This window comes from Sphingobium bisphenolivorans (assembly GCF_000412635.1).
GTDB classification, from domain to species: Bacteria; Pseudomonadota; Alphaproteobacteria; order Sphingomonadales; family Sphingomonadaceae; genus Sphingobium; species Sphingobium bisphenolivorans.
The window spans coordinates 54,392-72,744 of sequence record NZ_ASTG01000021.1 but is presented as its reverse complement, the minus strand read 5'-3'; the positions used below and the strand labels follow the sequence as shown (position 1 = coordinate 72,744).

Below are 18,353 nucleotides of genomic sequence, written 5' to 3'. Positions count from 1 at the left end.
TTGCGGGCCGCGTTGGTGCGCGCGGGGGGTGTCGCTTTGCTGTCCCCGCGCTGTTGAAACGCAGGGAATCGCACACCCGATAAGTGATAGCGCACAGGAGAAGGGGCGCATGGCGGCCACGCCATGCGCCCCTTTTTTCATCCAGCATGCAGCCGATCAGGCAAGCCGCTTCATGGTTTCCGCAATGCCGAGCGTTCCGATCCTTTGCGCCAGCTTCGCAAACTCCACTTTACTCAGATCGGCCAGACCAGACGACACCAACGCACTGCCGAAGTCGCTTGCAATGCGCGTCACCATCTCTTTTTCCCGCACTTCCAGCGCCGCCCTTTCGTCGGCCAGCGCGCGCAGTTGTTCCGAAGGCTTGAGGCTCTTTCTCGCCATGTCGCATATCTCCATAGTGCAAAATGGCGTTTGCTGATTTCCCCTATAGCCGACTTCCGCCAAGACCGGAACCGCCGCCGGACGGCTACCGCGTCAAAAGCCCGACGCGGGCGCAGGAGCGCCACGCTTTCCCGCTGGGGCATCATGGCCTGACGGCCCGGAATGGCCCACCGCGAAAGCCGGAGACGCTCCTGCGAATAGATCAAGCCCACACCCCCGACGACGCGAGCGACAACATGGAGCAACTAAGCACACCGAACGCACCTAAAGGTGCATGGGGGTCAAGTAATATCAAAGCCTTAGTTGAATGTGCTCCCGTATCCCATTGAAACACAAATGCACTGCAATGGGATGTAGCCCAAGAATGGCGCTGATTTCTGCCATTTTTAAGTAACGCTTATGTAATGCAATGCAATGCGTCCGCCGGGATGCAAAACCGTTGCCCCGGGCTGAAATGTCGCATAGTATAAGGCACTTTCTCAGCCCCTGCCGGCCTCTGCGCGAAGAGGCTGTCATGAACCACAACGATCCTCAGATAACCCTCCGGCTCGATCACAGCTTGTGTGATCGGATCGACCGCCTGGCTGCACGCAACGGGCTGACCCGTTCCGCCATGATCCGACATGCGCTGCGCTTGTTCGCGACCGAAGCGGAGTCCGCCGGTGCCAGCCAAAGGCGTGTGGCGCGCACCATCGAATATGCCCAGCTGGCGCTCGACGTCATCATCCGGGACCAATACCCCGATGTGCGGGACAAGCTCCTTGCTGAGACCGACAAGCGCGTGGAGCAGTATCATGCGGCGCGCTGATATCCGCTTCAGCGGCAAGCCCGTTCACCTGCGCCATCATTCCGCGCGCGGAACCGTCCAGCGCAACAGCGGCAACTTCACGCGCGGCAGCCAGCTCCTTACCCACGAGGTGCTGATGTGGACGTCGGGAGCGAAAATCCCGTTCATCGTCTGGCTGTTCTGCTTTGCCGCCGCATACTCCTTCATCCTCGTTGTCACCCTGCGCGAACACGAGATCGAGCTCATCGGCATGAAGCTCTATTCGCTATTTTGGGACTTCATGGAATTCGATCCGATGAAGCGGGTCAACGTCACTTTACCGGACGGGTCGATCCGCGCGATCGTGATGGCGCAGGTCGCCGATGTCCCGTCCGTCATCGCCGCCTGGGCGAAGGCCATGCGCGGGCTGGTGGGCGCGATCCTCCTGTCGCTTCTCGCTACTATTCCGCTTGCGCTATGGTTCGTCGACATCTCGCGCAAGCGCGGCAAGTCGATCCTTCAGGAACGCCATGAGCGCGGCGCAATGCTGGTCGAGCGCGAAGTTCTGCATGCCGAGGTGGTTGCCCACAATCTGCGCGAGTTCGAAGCGGAAGCCGCTCAGCTATTGCCTGGATCGAGCCCCGCCCAGGTGCGCGCAATGCCGTTTGTCGCACGTAAGCGGGCGGGCATTCATCACCCCTATATCCTTGCCGGCATTCCCTATCCGCACCGCCTCGAGCAGTCGCATACGATGCTTATTGGTACTACCGGGGCGGGCAAGACGACTGAGCTCCGGAGCCTGGTCGCACAGATGCGCGCGCGCCGGGATAGCGCCGTCATCTTCGATCTCACCGGCACCTATGTCGAGAATTTCTACAACCCTGAAACCGACATCATCCTCAACCCGATGGACCAGCGCTGCCCGGCCTGGTCGATCTTCAACGACTGTTCAACCCACTCGGAATTCACAGCCGCGGCCGCCGCGTTGATCCCTTCGGACGGGGGTTCGACCGAACCCTTCTGGGCGATGGCGGCGCGCACGCTGTTCATCGAAATGTGCATCAAACTCCAGGGACGCGGGCAGACTACCAACGCGGATCTCGCCGACAATCTGATGACCGCTGACCTGAAGCGCGTGCACCGTTTTCTCGCGAACACGATCGCCGATCCGCTTACCGCGCCTGAGGCAGCGCGCATGGCGGAATCGATCCGCGCCGTGTTCAACACCAACGCGCAGGCGCTGCGTTTCCTGCCCGACGAGGGCGAGCAATTCTCCATCCGCGAGTGGATCTGCCGGCCCGAGAAGCCCGGTTCGATCCTGTTCGTGACCTCGCACTATGTCGACCTTGCGATGAACCGTGCGCTGCTCACATTGTGGATGGATATCGCCATCACCCGCATCATGACACTGCCGCGGACGCGGGGGCTGAGGACTTGGTTCATGTTCGATGAGCTGGGAGCCCTGCACCGGTTGCCGGCGATCGAGAATGGCTTGCAGACGGCGCGCGCTTTCGGCGGCGCGATGGTCCTGGGACTGCACAGTTTCGAGAAGCTGATCGATGTCTACGGCGAACAGGGCGCCAAGAATCTGGCTTCGCTCGCGCGCACCAAGCTCATTCTGGCGACCGCCGATCTCGACACGGCCGAGCAATGCGCGCGCTATATCGGCAACCGCGAAGTGCGCCAGATGGATGAGGCGTACAGCTATGGATACAACCAGACGCGTGATGCTTCCACGCTGACTCCGCGCAAGCAGGTCGAGCCGCTTGTGATCGCCGATGACATCACGAACCTTCCGTCCATGCATGGTTTCATCAAATTTCCGGACGGATTCCCGGCCGCACGGATCAAGCTTGAATGGAGGGATTACCCAACAGTCGCTCCGGGCTTTCTCATCCGCGAGAACATTGCCCCGACGCGCCGACGGCGGGGGGGTGAACTGGTCGAGGAAGAAGGTGGGGAAGGGGGCGGCCGCGATGGTGCCGCCCAGGTCATAGAAGAGGTCGATCGGTCCAATGTCGCACGTGACCTCGCCGCAGCAATCCTGTCCGTTCCCCGAGAGGAGATGGGGCGGGACGATGGGCGCGAACGAGGCGATCCGGACCTCGATCGCGCGCGGCCGGGAGGGCAGGGCGTTGCCGGGCCGAACGGTACACGCGGGCGAGGGCAGGTGCCTGGAGAGCGGGAGGGGCGCGAGGAAAACGACCAGCGGCCGCGCGATCGCGCCGAGCCGGGCAGGACGCGCGGACCGGAGATCGAGGACCAGACGCTGCGCGAATTGCGCGAAGATTACGGTCCAGACAGATCCGCCGATCACGACGATATGGACATGGGGATCTAGGCGATGCTGTCGATCGCGGCGGTGCGCTCGGCTGGCGGCGCCGCCGGCTATTTCGCCAAGGACAATTACTACACGCTGGAGGAATCCTCCGAGGCGAGCAGCTGGGCGGGAGAGGGCAGTGCCGACCTTGGTCTTGCCGGCGACGTCGGCAAGGAGGGCTTCGAAAAGATCCTCAACGGAGAGCTGCCAGATGGTGAGAAGGTCGGCCAGGTAGAGAACCGCAGGCCGGGTCTCGACATGACCTTTTCGATGCCGAAGTCAGCCTCGGTCATGGCCTATATCGCCGGCGACAAGCGTATCCTTGCGGCCCATATGGAGGCGGTCAAGGCGACGATGAGCTGGGTCGAAAAGAACCTCGCCGAGGGCCGCAAAGATATCGACGGGCGCAAGGTGCCGATCCGCACCGGCAATCTCGTCTATGCTCTATTCCAGCACGACACGAGCCGCGCGCTCGACCCGCAGGGCCATATCCATGCCGTGATCGCGAACCTCACGAAGATGCCCAATGGCAAATGGCAGGCGCTCCACAACGGCGCGCTCTGGAAGAACAACAGCGTTATCGGTTCGATCTACCACGCCTTCTTTCGCGATCGGATCGAGAAGCTGGGTTATGAGGTCACTTCGACCGGGAAGCATGGCACCTTCGAGATTGCCGGCGTCGCCAAGGAGGTGCTCGAGCTGTTCAGCCAGCGGCGCACGGTCATTCTCGGCAAGGCGCTCGAACTCGGCATCAGGACCGCCGAGGGTCTGCGGGAAATCACCAAGAACACACGCGATCCCAAGCTCAGCATGGGCGATCGCGAAGTGCTGCGCCAGGAATGGATCGACAAGGCCGCGACAGTCGGATTCGACGGCAAGGATCTGATGGCGGCGGCGATCGAGCGCATAACCCGCAATCCGGACCGCGGTATCATGGCGCGGGGCTATGAAGCGGTCAGCGAGGCCATCCGTTCCGCGCGCGGGATGGTGGCCAACTTCCTCCGCCCCAACGACCCCCTTGTCGACCGCGGCCTTGCACGGCTCACACAATCACCGGTCGAGGCCCGCGCGCAGCTCGCGGTTGCTTCGGCGGTCCGGATCCTTTCGCAGCGCGAAGCGGCCTGGGAACTCAATGTGCTGGCGAAGACTGCGCTCGACCTGCGCCTCAAGGGCGTGACGATCACCCATGTCGAGAGCCGGATCGGGAATTTGCTGGAGAAGGGCACCCTGATCCCGGGCAAGTCGCATCGTCATGACGGGATCGTCACCATGGCAACGACGCCCGAAGCAATCCGTACCGAAGAAGCGATCATCTCCGAAATGGAGAAGGGCAGGGGCATGGTCTCGCCAATTATCGACGCGGCCGATGCGCCCGCGCGCCTGCAGGCAGCCTCGAAGGTGACGCTCAATGCCGGCCAGCTCGCCGCGGGTGCGATGATCGTGTCATCGCGCGATCGTATCGTCGCTGTCCAGGGTATCGCCGGGGCCGGCAAGTCGACGATGCTGCAAGCGGTGGTCGAGGTGGCACATGCTGCGGCGAATATTGCAAAGACCGAGGGGCACAATGTCCTGGGACTGGCCTTTCAGACCAAAATGGTGCGTGATCTCCAGGAGGGGATCGGCGCTCCCAGCCAGACGATCGCTTCCTTCCTCCTGCGCCACCAGCATGTTTTGCACCGGCAGGAGGGGCCACGATATGAGGCAGCGCGCGAAGCGCTCAAGAATACCGTACTGCTTGTGGATGAGAGTTCCATGGTGTCCAGCGAGCAGACGATGAAGCTGGAGCGGATCGCCAACCTACTGGGCGTGGAGAAGCTCGCCCTGATTGGCGACCGGCAGCAAATATCCTCGATTGACGCGGGCAAGGCCTTTGCACTGGTACAGGCGGCGGGCGTGACCATCGCCCGAATGGACGAGAATCTTCGCCAACAGGGGGATATTCTGCCTGTTGTCGCAGCGCTCGCCGATCGCGGCCAATCGGGTGAGGCCATCAGGGTCCTTGGCGAAAATGTGATCGAGGATAAGGACCATATCGAGCGTGCAGCCGATATGTGGCTGGAGTTGGCGCCCGAAGAACGTGAAAGAACGGCGCTCTTTGCATCCGGCCGCGAGGCGCGAGAGCATATCAACATGCGAATCCAGGAAGGGCTGACCGCAGAGGGGACGCTTGGCAAGGACAGTCTTGCGCTCACGATATTCGAGCGCGTGAACCTCACCCGCGAAGAGCTGCGCTACAGTCAAAACTGGCGGGCGGGCCTCAAGCTCGACGTTATGTTCCGGACCGACGAACTCGGGCTCGGCAAGGGCCTTTATGACGTCGTGAAGGTTCAAAAGAACGGGAAGATCGAGCTATCCGACGGAAAACGTCGGTTCCGGATCGACCCGCAAAAGCTCTCGCCGCATGCCAGCGAGGACCGGCTCGGCCTCTCGGAACCAAAATCGATCGCGATCCATGAAGGCGAGACAATCCGCTGGACCGCGAACGACAAGGCGCGCGGGCTCGACAACAGCGCACTGGCGAAGATTATCGGAATCGGCGCGGCGGGCGTGACCATCGAGACGACGTCGCGCGAGCAGCTCACGCTGCCGCACGGCGATCCGATGCTCTCTCGCCTCGATCTTGCCTACGCGCTGAACATGCACATGGCCCAGGGCATCACCGTCGACAAGGCGATCGCGGTCATGTCGTCCTTCGAGCGGTTCCTCTCGAACCAGCGGCTGTTCAACGTCACAGTGACGCGTGTGCGCGAGGCGCTGATGCTTGTCGTCGATGACAAGGATCGTCTCATAGCTCAGATCGAGCGCACGCCGGGGAACAAGACGTCGGCCCTCGAGACGACCGGGAAGATCGATGTCGACGGGCGAAGCGAGCAATCGGCGGAGATGTTGGCGGGTATGCTGGGCGAGACGGTGGATTTCGACCCAGGCGAAATCCCGCTAGACGATCTCGCGGCGCCGATTGAGGGCTGGTCGCCAGATAATCCCAAGGGTGACAAGCCGGCGACCGAAGGGCAGGGGAAAGAGGCGAAGCCGGGGAGCGACCTTCGGGCACCCGATCCTGACCCCATCGATCTCGACAGTCTGCCGCCGCTACCCGAGCGCACCTTGGGGCTAGACCTGTGAGCGGGCGTGAGCGATCAGGCGCCAGGCGTGGCATGCATCTCCTCGGGCGCGTAAAGTGCCATATGCGACTCTCCAGACGCGCGGGAGGGGCGCTGGTCCTTGGTTTGCTACTTGGGTCCGCCATGCTCTCTGGATGCAACAATGATGCGGATGCGCAGGGAGCGAGGGGCACGCCTTGCTCACGCCCTTACGTCTATGACGGAGATTACATTCGGTGCGACGAGTTCGGGCGTTCACGGCTATACGGCATAGATGCGCCCGAAATGCCGGGGGCCTGCCGGCCCGGCCGGAACTGCGTGCCGGGCGACCCCTACGACAGCCGCGACAATCTGCGCGCGCTGGTTGCGAAGGGGAACATCATGTGCCGTCAGCTTGACACCGACCGCTACGGGCGGCCGGTCCTGCAGTGCTGGAACGAGGACGGCGATCTCGCCTGCCAACAGGTGGCGGCGGGGCAAGCTGTCCCGCGTTATGGTCGTTTGGAGTGCCCGCCGAGCTATCAATCAAGCTCGCCGGAGTAGCAGCGATGCCAGGTCGCACGTCGCAGGGCATGTATCGCTTTGCTTAAAGCTCTCCCACCCAAGCGCGTTCGGATGCCGCAAGCCATTCGACGGCCAGCTCAAAAGTTTCGGGAAGATCGTCAAGCGGTTCGGGCCACTTTATGCGTTCGCCATTGCGGTAAAGCCCGCTATGCGCTTCGCGCAAGTCCAGCAGGGCCTTGCAGACAACCTTCGTCCATTCACTATCGCGAGCAAGCTGACCTTGAGGCAGGAGCCTCAGGCGCTCCTCTAAATTCTGCACCGCTTCGGTAAAGGATCCCCCCGTCACGACAGGGAGCCAATTTGCGGAGAAGACGTAATCCATCGCTGGAAAGAGGATTTGATCCTCGCTGTCCCACGAAAGGTCGCGCACAATATCAACATGGTCCTGCCAAAATCCGAGCGCGGCCCAGACACCCTTTCCATAGTGGTCCTGCCAGCTCTGGAAGGCATAGCCTTCTTCCGTTACGAGTTTGTCGATAAGTTCAAAGGTCATAGCGCCCCCTCTTGGTGATTGACCATATCGCCGATGACGAGGCTGTCATATCCCATATTCAAGTCTATCATGCCGAGTTTCAGCGGTTTTCTTTCCGGAATGTCCTTCCGTAGATGATCGCATCATATGTTCAATTGCGCTATAGTTCGGTCCATGACCGAACTCGATCCTCATACGCTTCGCGTCGCCGCCTCGCTCGTGCGCTCGCGCATCGACAGCCTCAAGCGTGATCCGCGTATGGACGGTCTTCAGCGCCTCGGAGCGCACCGAACGCTTACCCAGCTTGCGGTCGATCTCGAGGTGTCTGCCGAACATGTCGGACCGCGCCGCCGCCGCACGACATGACGCCGACCCGCCTTTTCGGGGTGATTTCCGCGTTTAGCCTGCGTCGGCGTCGTTTGGCGGCGCAAAGGCTGGTGTGAGAACAGAGCGCTTTGCGCGAGGCGCCCGGGCTGGGCCGCGTTCCTGCGTGGGACTGCCGGCCGCTGGCCCCTTTTTCGTCCTGGCTGCAGGAGCGGACGCTACCTTCGGCTTGCGGCCGAGACCAATCTTCTTGGCGAGCGCGCGGCGCTTTTCGGCATAGTTGGGCGCTACCATCGGGTAGTCGGAGGGCAGGTTCCACTTGGTGCGATATTCGGCTGGCGTGAGCTGATAGTGCGTCATCAGGTGCCGCTTCAGCATCTTGAGCTTCTTGCCATCCTCGAGGCAGACGATGTGGTCGGGCTTCACCGAAGCCCGGATCGACACTGCAGGTTCCTGTTTCGCTTCCGGCACTGTATCGGCCTTGCCGAGACGTTTTAGCGCATCGTGCACATTCTGGATCAGCGACGGCAGATCACTCACGGCAACACTATTGTTGGTGACATGCGCGGCCACGATGTCGGCGGTCAACGTGATGAGTGTGCTGTCGCGTTCGGTTGCTTCGGTCATGCTTTGCTGGCTTTCCAGGCTAGGCAGAGAGGATCGGTGAAGCCGTGTGGCTAGCGGGAAGTGGCGTGCTTCGCAATAAGCGTCGCAACGTCCCGCTTCATGGAGAATTCTGCCTGAAGCGCCCACTTTTTGAGGCAGCAACAAATGACATCTATGTCACTTTACCACCAAAGCCCTGAGCTAAAGTGACATAGGTGGCAAAGGCGGTTCGCCGGTCTGCATGAGCAATTGGGGGATTCACAAGAGTCCCGCTTTGTGCTTGATTCGTTCCATGTTCCAGCAGGATCTCTTCGCATCGCCGGCCTCCCAGCCAACGACAAGCATGCCGGACATAGTCCGCACGATCGCGGAGCATTCCGCGCGGCCGCGCTACACCTTCATGGTGCTGGACCTTATTGCACGTGTCGCCCGGCCGAACGGGCAGGCGGGCCCTCTCGTTCGAGAAGGCGAGGCGTTGGTGCCGATCCGGGAGTGGCTGGCTGCGGCAATCGCGCCGAGCGGCGCGCGCTATCATCATCGCCGCATGACCGCGGACAAGGTACGGGCGGCGCTCGAGGCCAAAGGGGAATTGCCGGATGACCGGGACGAGGCCGAGCGTCTCGTTGACGCACAGATCGGTGAGCGCATCCGGGAAACCGGCATGACGGCGATCAGCCGCGCGGTATCGGAGCTGGTGCGGGCAGGGCTCATCAAGCGCCATTACCAGGGCTGTTGGGTCGACCACGAGAACCGCGGCGCTCAGCGTCATGCGGTCTATACGGTGACGGACCCCGTCCGCGCCGCGCTCCAACCGAGCATCGCCACCAGCGAAAATCAGCGCAAACCCTATGTGCGCGGTGCGCACGGTCAACCTCGAACGGCGGCGGCGCGGTAGGTTCTTAAATGCCCTTAGCCTTTGGGTTCGCCGGTCTCGCTGGGGCGAACGCGCCGTGAGGTCTTCGCCTTGAGAAGCTTCACCGTTCTGGAATCTCGTGTTCCGCCGAACCAGCGGTCGAGTGCTGCCGCGATCAGGGGATGAGTGCTGGCGGCTTCAAATAATGTCAGCGACGAGTGAAGCTTCATCGCGTCGACCGTGCCGAACACGGCAATCGGATCATTGGTTGCCAGGTCCTGTAAGGCTGTGACGCATTCGATATACCGTGGCCCCAGGACCGGATGATTGAAATAGGCTTGTGCCTCATCCAACGATTGAAGCGCGAACTGCCGTGAAGTCGAGCTTTGCCCCAGGCCCGAGAGCTGCGGGAAAATCCACCACATCCAATGGGTGACCTTCTTGCCACGGCGGATTTCGGAAAGTGCCGGCGCATAAGTGAGCGTCTGCATCTCGACGAAACGTTCGGACACGTGATTGGCGGTCATAAAGGCTCCAGCGACACCTGGGCCGCGAGCGTATCGACTAGCACCTTGATGACGAAATTAGAGAATTCGCCGTTCATGGCTGGGCCACTTCGCCGGAGGGCGGAGGCAGTCTGTCCAGCTTGGCAAGGAAGAAGCGTTCGCTCCAGAGATCGACCGATTTGAGTTCGGCCGGGCGCAGGAAACGGCGCACATCGTCGGCAGCACCCTTCCAGTCGATCTTCGCGATCGTGTTCCCCAGCGCTTCGTTCAGCCACGCCATGTCGACGGCGATGCGATCATCGCCCGCCCAGGGGCCGGCTTGGATGAGCGCCGTGCGCAGAAGCGGCAGATTGGGCGCTACTCCTTTGGCGACATACCAGGAGAAATCGAACCAGTCCCTGCCCTTGAGAAAGCCCCGACAAAGGAGGGCATGAATCTTGAGCGCGAAGTTGGATGCCAGATCCTGGTGGCGAACCTCATGGTCTGCCGGGAAGTCGAGGAAGGTCGACGCCTCAGTGGAGCCCGCAGGCGGGTTGACGTCGATCTCAAGCTTGATCCGGATCGTCTTTGGCTTGCCCGTTCCGGCGAAAGACAAGTCGAGCTGGCTCGCGATGGAATCGTTCTTGATCAGCGCCTGGCGGATAGTCTTGTCCATCTTCGCCTTGGGCAGCGCATCGAGCTTCAGCCCGAACTGGCCGAACACCTCGATCAGCGTCTTGAGATAGGGCGTCCAGTCGAAATCCGGGTCGGGTTCCCGCAGCAGGAAGTCGAGATCCTCGGAGAAGCGCGGCAGGCCGTGGAGGATGCGCAAGGAGGTGCCGCCCTGGAAGAGCGCGACGTCGAAGAAGTCGCTGCGCCAGAGGGCATAGAGCGCGATTTCCTGGAGGATTTCCTTGACCGCGTTCTCTTCCTCGAGCGCGTTGGCGGCATCGTAGCGGCGCAGTCTCTCCTGGATGATGTCAATCATATGCTGACGGTCCATTCCTGGCCGTCAGCACGGCGCTTTCGAGCGAGGCGAGGAAGGTGCTCACCGCCTTGTGCTTGTAGACCGGTTTCAGCTTGGCGAAGTCCTTTCGCCGGAGCCCGAGGAGCATGTCTTCGTCGACCCGCATGCCATCGGTCAGCCACTCGATTCCCGTCCACTGTTCCTTCCGCAGGGCGACCAGATCCAACAGGGCCCTTAGCGGCTGCGCGACGAAAGCGGTGAGCTTGCCCACTTGCACCCGATCGACGCCGGTCAGAAAATGATAATCCGCGATTGCGAGCGGATGAAAACTGAAGGGTCCGAAATCGGGCGTTTCAAAGCGGAGTGTCTTGCGGCCGGGCGACACGCTCGCGGTCACGAAGACCGCCTCGGGGATCCAGCCATGATGGGCGAGCGCGCTTTCGAACGAGACATAGCTGCCCGGTACGAGAGCTTGCGCAACGGGGAAGGGATGGATGGCCTCGCTGCGATAGCGCTTGCCCAGCAGATAGGTGCCGCGCTTCACGCGAAGCAGGGAGCCATCCTTGAGCGCGCGGTTGACGAGGCCGTAGCGCCGCGCGTCACCGCCACCCAGCAGATTGCCGAGCTGGCGCTCGCTGAGGATATGATCGGCCAGACCCGCTGCTGTGACCTGTTGTGCCAAGGATGACATGAAATTCCTGATACTTCCAATTTATGAAAGTTTCCAGAATTTTCTTGTCCTGGATATCGTAGAGCAAGAGGGGCAACCGCAGGTAAGGCATATATCGCCGAGCCTGATCGATTCAGGTGGCTAGCGTGTAGCCCGACAAGCGCGAGAACTCCCTCGCAGTCGCTTGGACTTTCGTGGCATCAATGCCCATCACTTCGACGAACTGCCGTTGCAGATCGGGGCTGACTTCCAAGAAGAAGGAGAACACGGGCGCGTTGAAGTCGCTGGCGCTCTTGGGGTCGGCGATCAGCGCGGCGAGTTGACGCGCGGAGAGGTTCGCTCCGTAAGGAGCGTTCACCGTCGCCAACACCAAGCTTGCCGCCTTTGCCATCTCAAACCTGTACCATGATCCTGTCAGTCACACCGCGTATATAGCCGTGGGCATTATCAAACTAGCATTACAGTTGCATTTTTGATTGAACTCTGGATCAAAAGGTCTCCATGGTTTGGAGGCTGTGGATGACGGGTGCATCGATCGAAACGACGCTGGAACTGTGAGGTCCTCGCTGCGGGACGTAAAGAGCCGCATGCGCGGATTGTTCACGCAGTAGCGAGTTGCGGTGTCGGCGAATCTGTTTCTGGACGGTTTGTTGAGCGATGAGCGCCGCAAGACAGGCTGACCTCGATCGCAAGGTGGAGGCTGACGGCCATCACCTCGTGCCACTCACCTCCCAAGCCGTTGCGGTGCTCAGGGTGCTATGGCCGCTCACCGGCAACGGCGAGTTGCTGTTCCCTAGCAATCGCCACACGCATCGGTCGATGAGCGAGAACGCGGTCGGCTACCTTCTCAACCGTGCCGGCTATCATGGTCATCACGTGCCGCGCGGCTTACGTGCCGCTTTCTCGACCATCATGAACGAGTGGGCCGAGCGGCAAGGCAAAAGTCATGACCGCAAAATCATCCACTTGATGCTAGCCCACGTTCCGAAAGAGAAGGTCGAGAGTGCTTACAGCCGCGCCGCCTACATGCCACGCCGGCGGGAGCTAGCGAAGGTGTGGGCCGACATGTTGAGCGATAGCTTGCCCGATCCGGGCGCCCTTATCCAGCGGCCCGTGAAGGCGATCGGGTCGCAATCGCGCCGGTCGATCGCGTCGCTCGTTGACGGCGACTTCCGATTCCCGGCTCGTCGCCCCGTCGCCTAACGACGTGGCGCGGCGTCGCCCGGTTGTCACCCGCCAGAAACCGCATGACCCTTGCCGGGTTCTGCTGGCCAGAAACACATTTGGGGCTGAGAATAGGGGAAAGCGTGCCGCGCCGGCTCTGCTGATTAGATAGATTTGCGTTGCTGGAACCCGGATTGGGATCATCTCGCGACAGGCGCGCCGCACCTCGGGAACGCCCTCGCAGACGACGGAGCCCAGAACAGCACCTGCAGGGTTGCAGATCATATTCGCCGGCGCGCATCATGTCGCCATGGCCCCGAAACGAGACGTGGAAGCTTTATACGATAATCCCCATCTGTCTGGCACGTTTGACGGCTTGCGCGCGACGGCTCACACCGATCTTTCCATAGATTCGATTGAGGTACCATTTCACAGATCCCTCTGTGAGCCCGACGGCATCAGCTATCTCACGATTAAGTTGACCGTTGCCGACGCGTCGCAAGATATCGACCTCACGTTCGGTAAGCGCGTCGAGCGCAGAAATCAGGTCGCTTTCGCCGAAGAACCGGTCGGTCTTGGCGGCGTTGGATGGCAAATTGCCTTGTTCGCCGTTCCACCGCTGGACCAGCATCGCTAGATAGCCGTCGAGACTCGACCCCTCCTCTCCCGTGGCGCCGTCGACGCCGCGCCCCGCGAGGAGCGACATGACGACTTCGCCGCCGTCGAGAAAGCTGCGTACGAGTCCGGCGTCGCGACCGTGCAGCGCCGCCCCGAGCAGCGTGCGACGCGCCTGGCTGCGGTCGCCGTTCAATGCCTCCAAAGTCGCCGCGCGTACGCTCCATCGCACTGCCGCGGTTCGCCAGCCGCCTTTCAAGTAGAGATCCGCCCAGCGGCTGGCGACTACTGCGGCGTTGGCGAACTCGCCTCGCGCTTGCGCAAGCCGGACCGCCAGCAGCGCTCTTGCCTCATCCAGCAGCGATTTCTGAGCGGCGGGGAAATGGTCCTTCAACTCGGTCGAGACGTCACCTCGGCGAACGAAACGACCGATGCGATCCAGCCTGCCTTCGAGTAGGTAATGCCGAGCCGCTTCGGCAGCGACAGAGAGGCGGAGCCGTTCGAAACCATGCGCCGACGCGAGCGCCGCTGCATCGGCGAGGAGGTGTTCCACGATCTGCGTTTCTTTGCCGATCTGACGCAGGCGAACGGCAACCATCAGGCTCGCCACGCGCTGGTCGACATAGCCTAGCCCACGGCCGAGCTCCTCGTAGGTAGCGATAAGCCGCGCGGCCTCGGTACGGTCGTCCCTCTCGTAATGGACTTCCGCCATGAGCAAGCCTGGGATCGCCGCGAGCTCCGAGGTCTCACCCGCCAATCGCTGGGCCGAAGCCATGGCGAGTTCGAGCGCCGGCAATGCGCGCGACAGGTCCCCGCGGCGAAGGAGCGCCAGTCCGACCACCGAATGGTGCCAGATCCGAACGAAGATGCTGCCGGTCCTGCGGTAGTGCTGCTGCGCTTGTGCGTCGAGATCGTCGATCTCGCATCGGGCCGGCCGCTGCAGGCCGTGATACAGATGCGACGTGTAGACTGTGCCGAGAATGTAGTGATCGGAGATGGGTTCCGCCGTTTCGAGCTGAGCAAGCAGTTCTCTCGTCTCGGTCATCCGGTCGGTGAACAGCGCGAGCATCATTTCGCGATGGATTTGCAGGAATTGCAGCGATGCGCGATCGGTGCGATCGTCGACGCCGGCCTCGTCGAGTTGCCTCAGGCGGTCTCGGCTGGCGGCCAGGACGTCTTCCGCCTCCGAGAAGCGCCAACTGATGATCAAGAGCCAGGCCTGCGTGAAAAGGATGTGGGGGAACTTGTTGAGCGCCGCGGCGGGTAGTTGTTCGGCGAGTCCGACGAACGATCGTAGCTCTCCGCTGTAGAACATCGATTGGCAACGGCGATCGAGGATCAGCGCTGCGAGGTAGGGGTCGTTCGCGAGCATCGCATGTTCGAACGCTTCGGGGAGCAGGTCGTTGTCAGCGAACCAGCGTGCGGCTTCTCCGCACCGCCGCGCCATGCCGCCGGGCTCACGCGCCTCGAGTCGACGCTTCAGAAAGTCGCTGAACAGATGGTGATAGCGATACCACTGCCCGTCCTCGTCGAGCGCGACCAGAAACAACCCCGCCGATTCGATTTCGGCGAGAAGGCCGGCAGCGTCCTTGTTACCCGTCACTGCGTTCGCCAACGACGCGCAGACACGACCCAGACACGCCGTCGAAAGAAGAAATTCCTGCACCTCTGGTGAGCGATTGTTGAAAACCTCTTCGGCGAAGAAGGCGGCATATTTTCGCCGGCTTCCCTTCTCCGGTTCCAGCAACGGCACGTCGTCGCCGTCGGCGATGGCGAGGCTGAGAAGCCGCAGGCCGGTCGCCCAGCCTTCTGTCGACGCGTTGATCCGGGCGATGTCGTCCCGCGAGAGATGAGTCTGGCCGGCCTGCTGAAGAAACGCTTCGGTCTCCTCGTCGGCGAACCGCAGGTCGTGTTCGTAGAGCTCGACCAGCTCGCCTCGCGACCGCAGCCGCGCCAGCGGCAGGTCGTGCACCTCGCGCGACCCCATGATGATGTGAGCGTTGCCGGGAAGGTCGCGCAATAACGCGACGAGCGCGCTCTTCGCCTCCGACCGCAATAGAAAATGGAGATCGTCCAAGAAGATGAAGACGTCGCTGTCGATCGTCGCGATGGCGTCGCTGATCGCCGCGACCAGCACGTTGTTGGCCGCGAATCCTTCGGCCGACAGCAAGACCTTGATCTCCTCGATCGTGACGTCGGCCGCTTCCAGCGCTTTCGCCAATGCCTCGAACAGATCGCGCGAATCTCCGATCGTCGCGTCGATCGGGACCCATAAAGCTATTCCCCGTTCCTTGCTCAGCCGCCGATACCACTCGGCGAGCAAGGTGGTTTTCCCATAGCCGGCGGCGGCTTGCACTAGCGTGACCTTGGCGTCCCGGATCGCCGACTCACGATCGAGCAGCCGCTCGCGCTGTACGAGGAGCGCGGAACTCGCCGGCGGCCGATACCTAACGCGGGCGGTACGCATCACGCATTTCCGGAAAAAACGTCCTTACCAACCTTCGTTAGGTGACCGGGGTGCCACGCGGTCGTTAGCCTGTCAATTGCATGAAGTTCCTGACCGGTCGCTGACCTCATCAGGGAGAGTCGCGCAACGCAGCCAGACGCCAAGATCTGGCCAGGAGGGGATAGACAATGGCTGACCAGATCACGGATACCGTTTGCCCGCGCCGCCGTCTTCGCATCGGCGGTCTGCACCAGCTGCTGCTCTGCAGCGCCATGGCGATCTTCCCGGCTTCGGGCGCTTTCGCGCAGGCGACACCGGGGCCGGACGCCCCCGCGCCGCAGACTGGCACTACGGCAGCCCCCCAGACGAGCGAGGCCGACGAGGATTCGCTGACAGGCGACATCATCGTCACCGCGAACCGGCGCAACGAGAGCGCGCAAAGGACCGCGCTTTCCATCACGGCGTTCAATGGTGACCAGTTGACGCGTCTGGGAGTGACGAACGCGAGCGACATCGCGAAGATCACGCCGGCGGTCAGCATATATCAGATCCATCCGTCGGTCACGAATATCAACATCCGTGGCGTGTCGCAAAACTACTTTGCCGACCATCTGGAGGCGCCGATCGCCGTCTATGTCGACGATGCCTATATCGGCTCGACGAGCGCGATCGGCGTGCGCAGCTATGACCTCGAGCGCGTCGAAGTGCTTCGCGGACCGCAGGGCACCCTGTTCGGACGCAACGCGACCGGCGGCCTCATCCAATACGTGTCCAAGGGCCCGACCGAAACGCTGAGCGCCTACTTCCAGGTCACCGGCGGCGGCTATGAATATGGCAACGGCTTCGTGCAGACCGAAGGTGCGATCGGCGGCCCGATTGCTAACGGCGTTCGCGCGCGCTTCTCGTTCGCCACCAACAACGACGAGGGCCCCTGGCACAACGGCGTCGGGGCCAATCCGGGTAACACCAACGAATATGCGGCGCGTCTCCAGTTCGAATTCGACCTGGGCCCGAAGACGACGCTGAAACTGATCGGCTCCACCGACCTCAACCGCGACTCGCGTGGCGCCGCCTACACGACGCAGGCGGCGGGTGTCGGGCCGAACCAGCTTGGCTTCCCGCTCGCCCCCAATCAGATCGGCACGTACGTGAATCTGGCGGCGTTGCCGACGCTCGCCTTCATCAATTCGCCCTGCGCAGGTTGTGATCTGACCGGCTACCGCCAGGGATCGAACCCGTTCCGCATCAATTTGAGCAATCCCGGCGAGTTCGATCGCAGCATCTACTCGATCACCGGCAAACTCACCCATGATTTCGATGGCGTGACCCTGACTGGGGTCAGCAACTACCAGAACATCAAGAAGATATTCTCGCTCGACAGCGACGGTGGTCCGTCCCATCTGTTCGATTACGGCACCGAGATGAAATATGATCAGTTTTCGCAGGAGCTGCGGCTAAACGGCAGCTCGTCAAAGCTGAAGTGGGTGACAGGTGCCTACTATCTCGACATGAATGGTCGCTACGGCGTCGATGGACTGTTCGACCTCGGTCCCTATATCGGGCTCACCTGCACCGCTCCGGCCTGCACCGCCGGCTCGCCGGTTACGGATGCCTTCCGCGCCGACTACACGCTCAAGGTCCATAGCTGGTCGGTGTTCGGGCAAGCGGACTATTACGTCACGCCCGAATTCTACGTCACCGCGGGGCTCCGCTACACGCACGATCGCAAAAAATTCGACTATCGCTGGCGCGACCAACTCGGCTTCCAGACGGTGCTGACGGGCGGACCGGCGAACGTCGTCTACAATCCATCGACTGACCCGACCGCGGACCGATCCTTCAACAACGTGTCGGCCAAGGCGCAGTTGAACTACGCGCCCGACGCAAACACGCTTTTCTACGCCGGCTATACCCGAGGGCATAAGGGCGGCAACTGGTCGGGTCCGATCTTCCCGCCGATCGATGTCTCCTCGCTTCCACACAGGCAGGAGGTTCTGACCTCCTACGAAGCGGGCGCAAAGATCAGGTTCCTCGACGGCCGCGCGACGCTGAACGGATCGGTGTTCTACTACGACTATAAGGACTATCAGGCGTTCGCGATCGTCAATCTCGTTCAAAAGATCTTTAACGTCGACGCGACCAACTATGGCGGCGAGGTCGAATTCAAGGTCAATCCGACCCGCGGCCTCGACCTGGCGGTGTCGGCCGCCGTCAGCCACAGCAAGGTGAAGGACGTCCCACTACCCGACGGCGCGTTGGCGGATCGCGAATTGCCCAACGCCCCAGGACTCTCGCTGACCGGGTTCGCGCGGTACTCCTTCGACGCGCTCGGCGGTAAGCTCGCCGGCCAGGCGAACGTCAACTATGTCGGATCGCATTATCTGACTGCACTCAATGAACCGACCAACTTCCAGAAGGCGTATACGACGGTCGACTTGCGGGTGGACTACACCTTCCCGGGCGATCGTTGGAACGTCGCCGCCTTCGTGCGCAACGTGAACAACGAGAAGTACCGCATCTGGGGTCTCGACGTGTCGGCGTTGAGCTACGCGGCGAGCATCTACGGCCAGCCTCGCACCTTCGGCGTGACGCTCGGCTGGAAGTATTGAACCACCCGAT

16 protein-coding genes and 1 pseudogene are annotated in these 18,353 nt (G+C 61.8%); 8 read left to right on the top strand and 9 right to left on the bottom strand.

The window, feature by feature from the left end; all coding sequences use genetic code 11:
* Window positions 1–156: 156 nt before the first annotated feature.
* Window positions 157–381 carry a DUF6437 family protein gene (locus L858_RS0115560; protein WP_028056203.1) on the bottom strand — a complete coding sequence of 75 codons (225 nt, stop codon included), beginning with the start codon at window positions 379–381 and terminating at the stop codon, window positions 157–159.
* Window positions 382–895: 514 nt separating this feature from the next.
* On the opposite strand from L858_RS0115560, the gene L858_RS0115555 reads away from it, so the two are divergent.
* The 3 genes from L858_RS0115555 to mobF are packed head-to-tail and all read left to right on the top strand — an operon-like array spanning window position 896 to window position 6,590.
* A complete protein-coding gene (locus tag L858_RS0115555) occupies window positions 896–1,189 on the top strand; it encodes a ribbon-helix-helix domain-containing protein (protein ID WP_022684077.1) in 294 nt (97 codons plus the stop codon).
* Entirely contained in the window at window positions 1,176–3,488 is a 2,313-nt protein-coding gene (locus tag L858_RS0115550) for a type IV secretion system DNA-binding domain-containing protein (RefSeq protein WP_022684076.1), read from the top strand. Before L858_RS0115555 ends, L858_RS0115550 begins: the two co-directional genes overlap by 14 nt.
* Window positions 3,489–3,491: 3 nt before the next feature.
* Complete coding sequence (gene mobF, locus L858_RS0115545) at window positions 3,492–6,590, top strand: MobF family relaxase (protein ID WP_022684075.1); 3,099 nt, start codon at window positions 3,492–3,494, stop codon at window positions 6,588–6,590.
* Window positions 6,591–6,829: 239 nt separating this feature from the next.
* On the opposite strand, the gene L858_RS22030 is transcribed toward mobF, so the two are convergent.
* Both L858_RS22030 and L858_RS0115535 read right to left on the bottom strand, forming a co-directional pair.
* Window positions 6,830–7,048, bottom strand: a complete 219-nt coding sequence (locus tag L858_RS22030) for a hypothetical protein (RefSeq protein ID WP_193742877.1) — start codon at window positions 7,046–7,048, stop codon at window positions 6,830–6,832.
* A 106-nt stretch (window positions 7,049–7,154) separates the two neighbouring features.
* Entirely contained in the window at window positions 7,155–7,625 is a 471-nt protein-coding gene (locus tag L858_RS0115535) for a hypothetical protein (RefSeq protein ID WP_022684073.1), read from the bottom strand.
* A 153-nt stretch (window positions 7,626–7,778) separates the two neighbouring features.
* Here L858_RS0115535 and L858_RS0115525 point away from each other — a divergent pair, with 153 nt between their 5' ends.
* Window positions 7,779–7,970, top strand: a complete 192-nt coding sequence (locus L858_RS0115525; protein WP_028056202.1) for a hypothetical protein — start codon at window positions 7,779–7,781, stop codon at window positions 7,968–7,970.
* A gap of 33 nt (window positions 7,971–8,003) precedes the next feature.
* On the opposite strand, the gene L858_RS20330 is transcribed toward L858_RS0115525, so the two are convergent.
* A complete protein-coding gene (locus L858_RS20330; RefSeq protein ID WP_037504814.1) occupies window positions 8,004–8,555 on the bottom strand; it encodes a Ros/MucR family transcriptional regulator in 552 nt (183 codons plus the stop codon).
* Window positions 8,556–8,877: 322 nt separating this feature from the next.
* Between L858_RS20330 and L858_RS0115515 the strand changes: the two genes are divergently transcribed.
* Window positions 8,878–9,429, top strand: coding sequence for a hypothetical protein (locus L858_RS0115515; protein WP_420801835.1), 552 nt, complete (start codon window positions 8,878–8,880; stop codon window positions 9,427–9,429).
* A 14-nt stretch (window positions 9,430–9,443) separates the two neighbouring features.
* Here L858_RS0115515 and L858_RS0115510 read toward each other — a convergent pair whose 3' ends face one another.
* From L858_RS0115510 to L858_RS0115485, 4 genes are all read right to left on the bottom strand, one after another.
* Window positions 9,444–9,914 (bottom strand): DUF1810 domain-containing protein, encoded by a 471-nt coding sequence (locus L858_RS0115510; protein WP_022684068.1) that lies wholly within the window; start codon window positions 9,912–9,914, stop codon window positions 9,444–9,446.
* 73 nt (window positions 9,915–9,987) lie between these two features.
* Window positions 9,988–10,860 carry a nucleotidyl transferase AbiEii/AbiGii toxin family protein gene (locus tag L858_RS0115500; RefSeq protein ID WP_022684067.1) on the bottom strand — a complete coding sequence of 291 codons (873 nt, stop codon included), beginning with the start codon at window positions 10,858–10,860 and terminating at the stop codon, window positions 9,988–9,990.
* Complete coding sequence (locus tag L858_RS0115495) at window positions 10,853–11,530, bottom strand: type IV toxin-antitoxin system AbiEi family antitoxin domain-containing protein (RefSeq protein WP_022684066.1); 678 nt, start codon at window positions 11,528–11,530, stop codon at window positions 10,853–10,855. The genes L858_RS0115500 and L858_RS0115495 overlap by 8 nt, the downstream gene beginning before the upstream one ends.
* Before the next feature lie 112 nt (window positions 11,531–11,642).
* Window positions 11,643–11,879, bottom strand: coding sequence for a hypothetical protein (locus tag L858_RS0115485; protein WP_238564983.1), 237 nt, complete (start codon window positions 11,877–11,879; stop codon window positions 11,643–11,645).
* 131 nt (window positions 11,880–12,010) lie between these two features.
* Here L858_RS0115485 and L858_RS21715 point away from each other — a divergent pair.
* Together L858_RS21715 and L858_RS0115480 are read left to right on the top strand one after the other, a co-directional pair.
* Window positions 12,011–12,186, top strand: a pseudogene (locus L858_RS21715) (IS701 family transposase); the annotation flags it as partial.
* Window positions 12,167–12,712, top strand: a complete 546-nt coding sequence (locus L858_RS0115480) for a tyrosine-type recombinase/integrase (RefSeq protein WP_028056199.1) — start codon at window positions 12,167–12,169, stop codon at window positions 12,710–12,712. The pseudogene L858_RS21715 and the gene L858_RS0115480, both read left to right, overlap by 20 nt.
* 298 nt (window positions 12,713–13,010) lie before the next feature.
* On the opposite strand, the gene L858_RS0115475 is transcribed toward L858_RS0115480, so the two are convergent.
* Entirely contained in the window at window positions 13,011–15,755 is a 2,745-nt protein-coding gene (locus tag L858_RS0115475; RefSeq protein ID WP_022684065.1) for a winged helix-turn-helix domain-containing protein, read from the bottom strand.
* Window positions 15,756–15,922: 167 nt separating this feature from the next.
* On the opposite strand from L858_RS0115475, the gene L858_RS20325 reads away from it, so the two are divergent.
* The gene (locus L858_RS20325) at window positions 15,923–18,343 is read left to right on the top strand and encodes a TonB-dependent receptor (protein WP_022684064.1); all 2,421 of its coding nucleotides are present in this window, start codon (window positions 15,923–15,925) and stop codon (window positions 18,341–18,343) included.
* Window positions 18,344–18,353: the final 10 nt, after the last annotated feature.

Coding starts and splice junctions, on each gene's coding strand:
- L858_RS0115560 (WP_028056203.1), bottom strand. CDS start 381: ATGGCGAGAAAGAGCCTCAAGCCTTCGGAACAACTGCGCGCGCTGGCC.
- L858_RS0115555 (WP_022684077.1), top strand. CDS start 896: ATGAACCACAACGATCCTCAGATAACCCTCCGGCTCGATCACAGCTTG.
- L858_RS0115550 (WP_022684076.1), top strand. CDS start 1,176: ATGCGGCGCGCTGATATCCGCTTCAGCGGCAAGCCCGTTCACCTGCGC.
- mobF (WP_022684075.1), top strand. CDS start 3,492: ATGCTGTCGATCGCGGCGGTGCGCTCGGCTGGCGGCGCCGCCGGCTAT.
- L858_RS0115535 (WP_022684073.1), bottom strand. CDS start 7,625: ATGACCTTTGAACTTATCGACAAACTCGTAACGGAAGAAGGCTATGCC.
- L858_RS0115525 (WP_028056202.1), top strand. CDS start 7,779: ATGACCGAACTCGATCCTCATACGCTTCGCGTCGCCGCCTCGCTCGTG.
- L858_RS20330 (WP_037504814.1), bottom strand. CDS start 8,555: ATGACCGAAGCAACCGAACGCGACAGCACACTCATCACGTTGACCGCC.
- L858_RS0115515 (WP_420801835.1), top strand. CDS start 8,878: ATGCCGGACATAGTCCGCACGATCGCGGAGCATTCCGCGCGGCCGCGC.
- L858_RS0115510 (WP_022684068.1), bottom strand. CDS start 9,914: ATGACCGCCAATCACGTGTCCGAACGTTTCGTCGAGATGCAGACGCTC.
- L858_RS0115500 (WP_022684067.1), bottom strand. CDS start 10,860: ATGATTGACATCATCCAGGAGAGACTGCGCCGCTACGATGCCGCCAAC.
- L858_RS0115495 (WP_022684066.1), bottom strand. CDS start 11,530: ATGTCATCCTTGGCACAACAGGTCACAGCAGCGGGTCTGGCCGATCAT.
- L858_RS0115480 (WP_028056199.1), top strand. CDS start 12,167: ATGAGCGCCGCAAGACAGGCTGACCTCGATCGCAAGGTGGAGGCTGAC.
- L858_RS0115475 (WP_022684065.1), bottom strand. CDS start 15,755: ATGCGTACCGCCCGCGTTAGGTATCGGCCGCCGGCGAGTTCCGCGCTC.
- L858_RS20325 (WP_022684064.1), top strand. CDS start 15,923: ATGGCTGACCAGATCACGGATACCGTTTGCCCGCGCCGCCGTCTTCGC.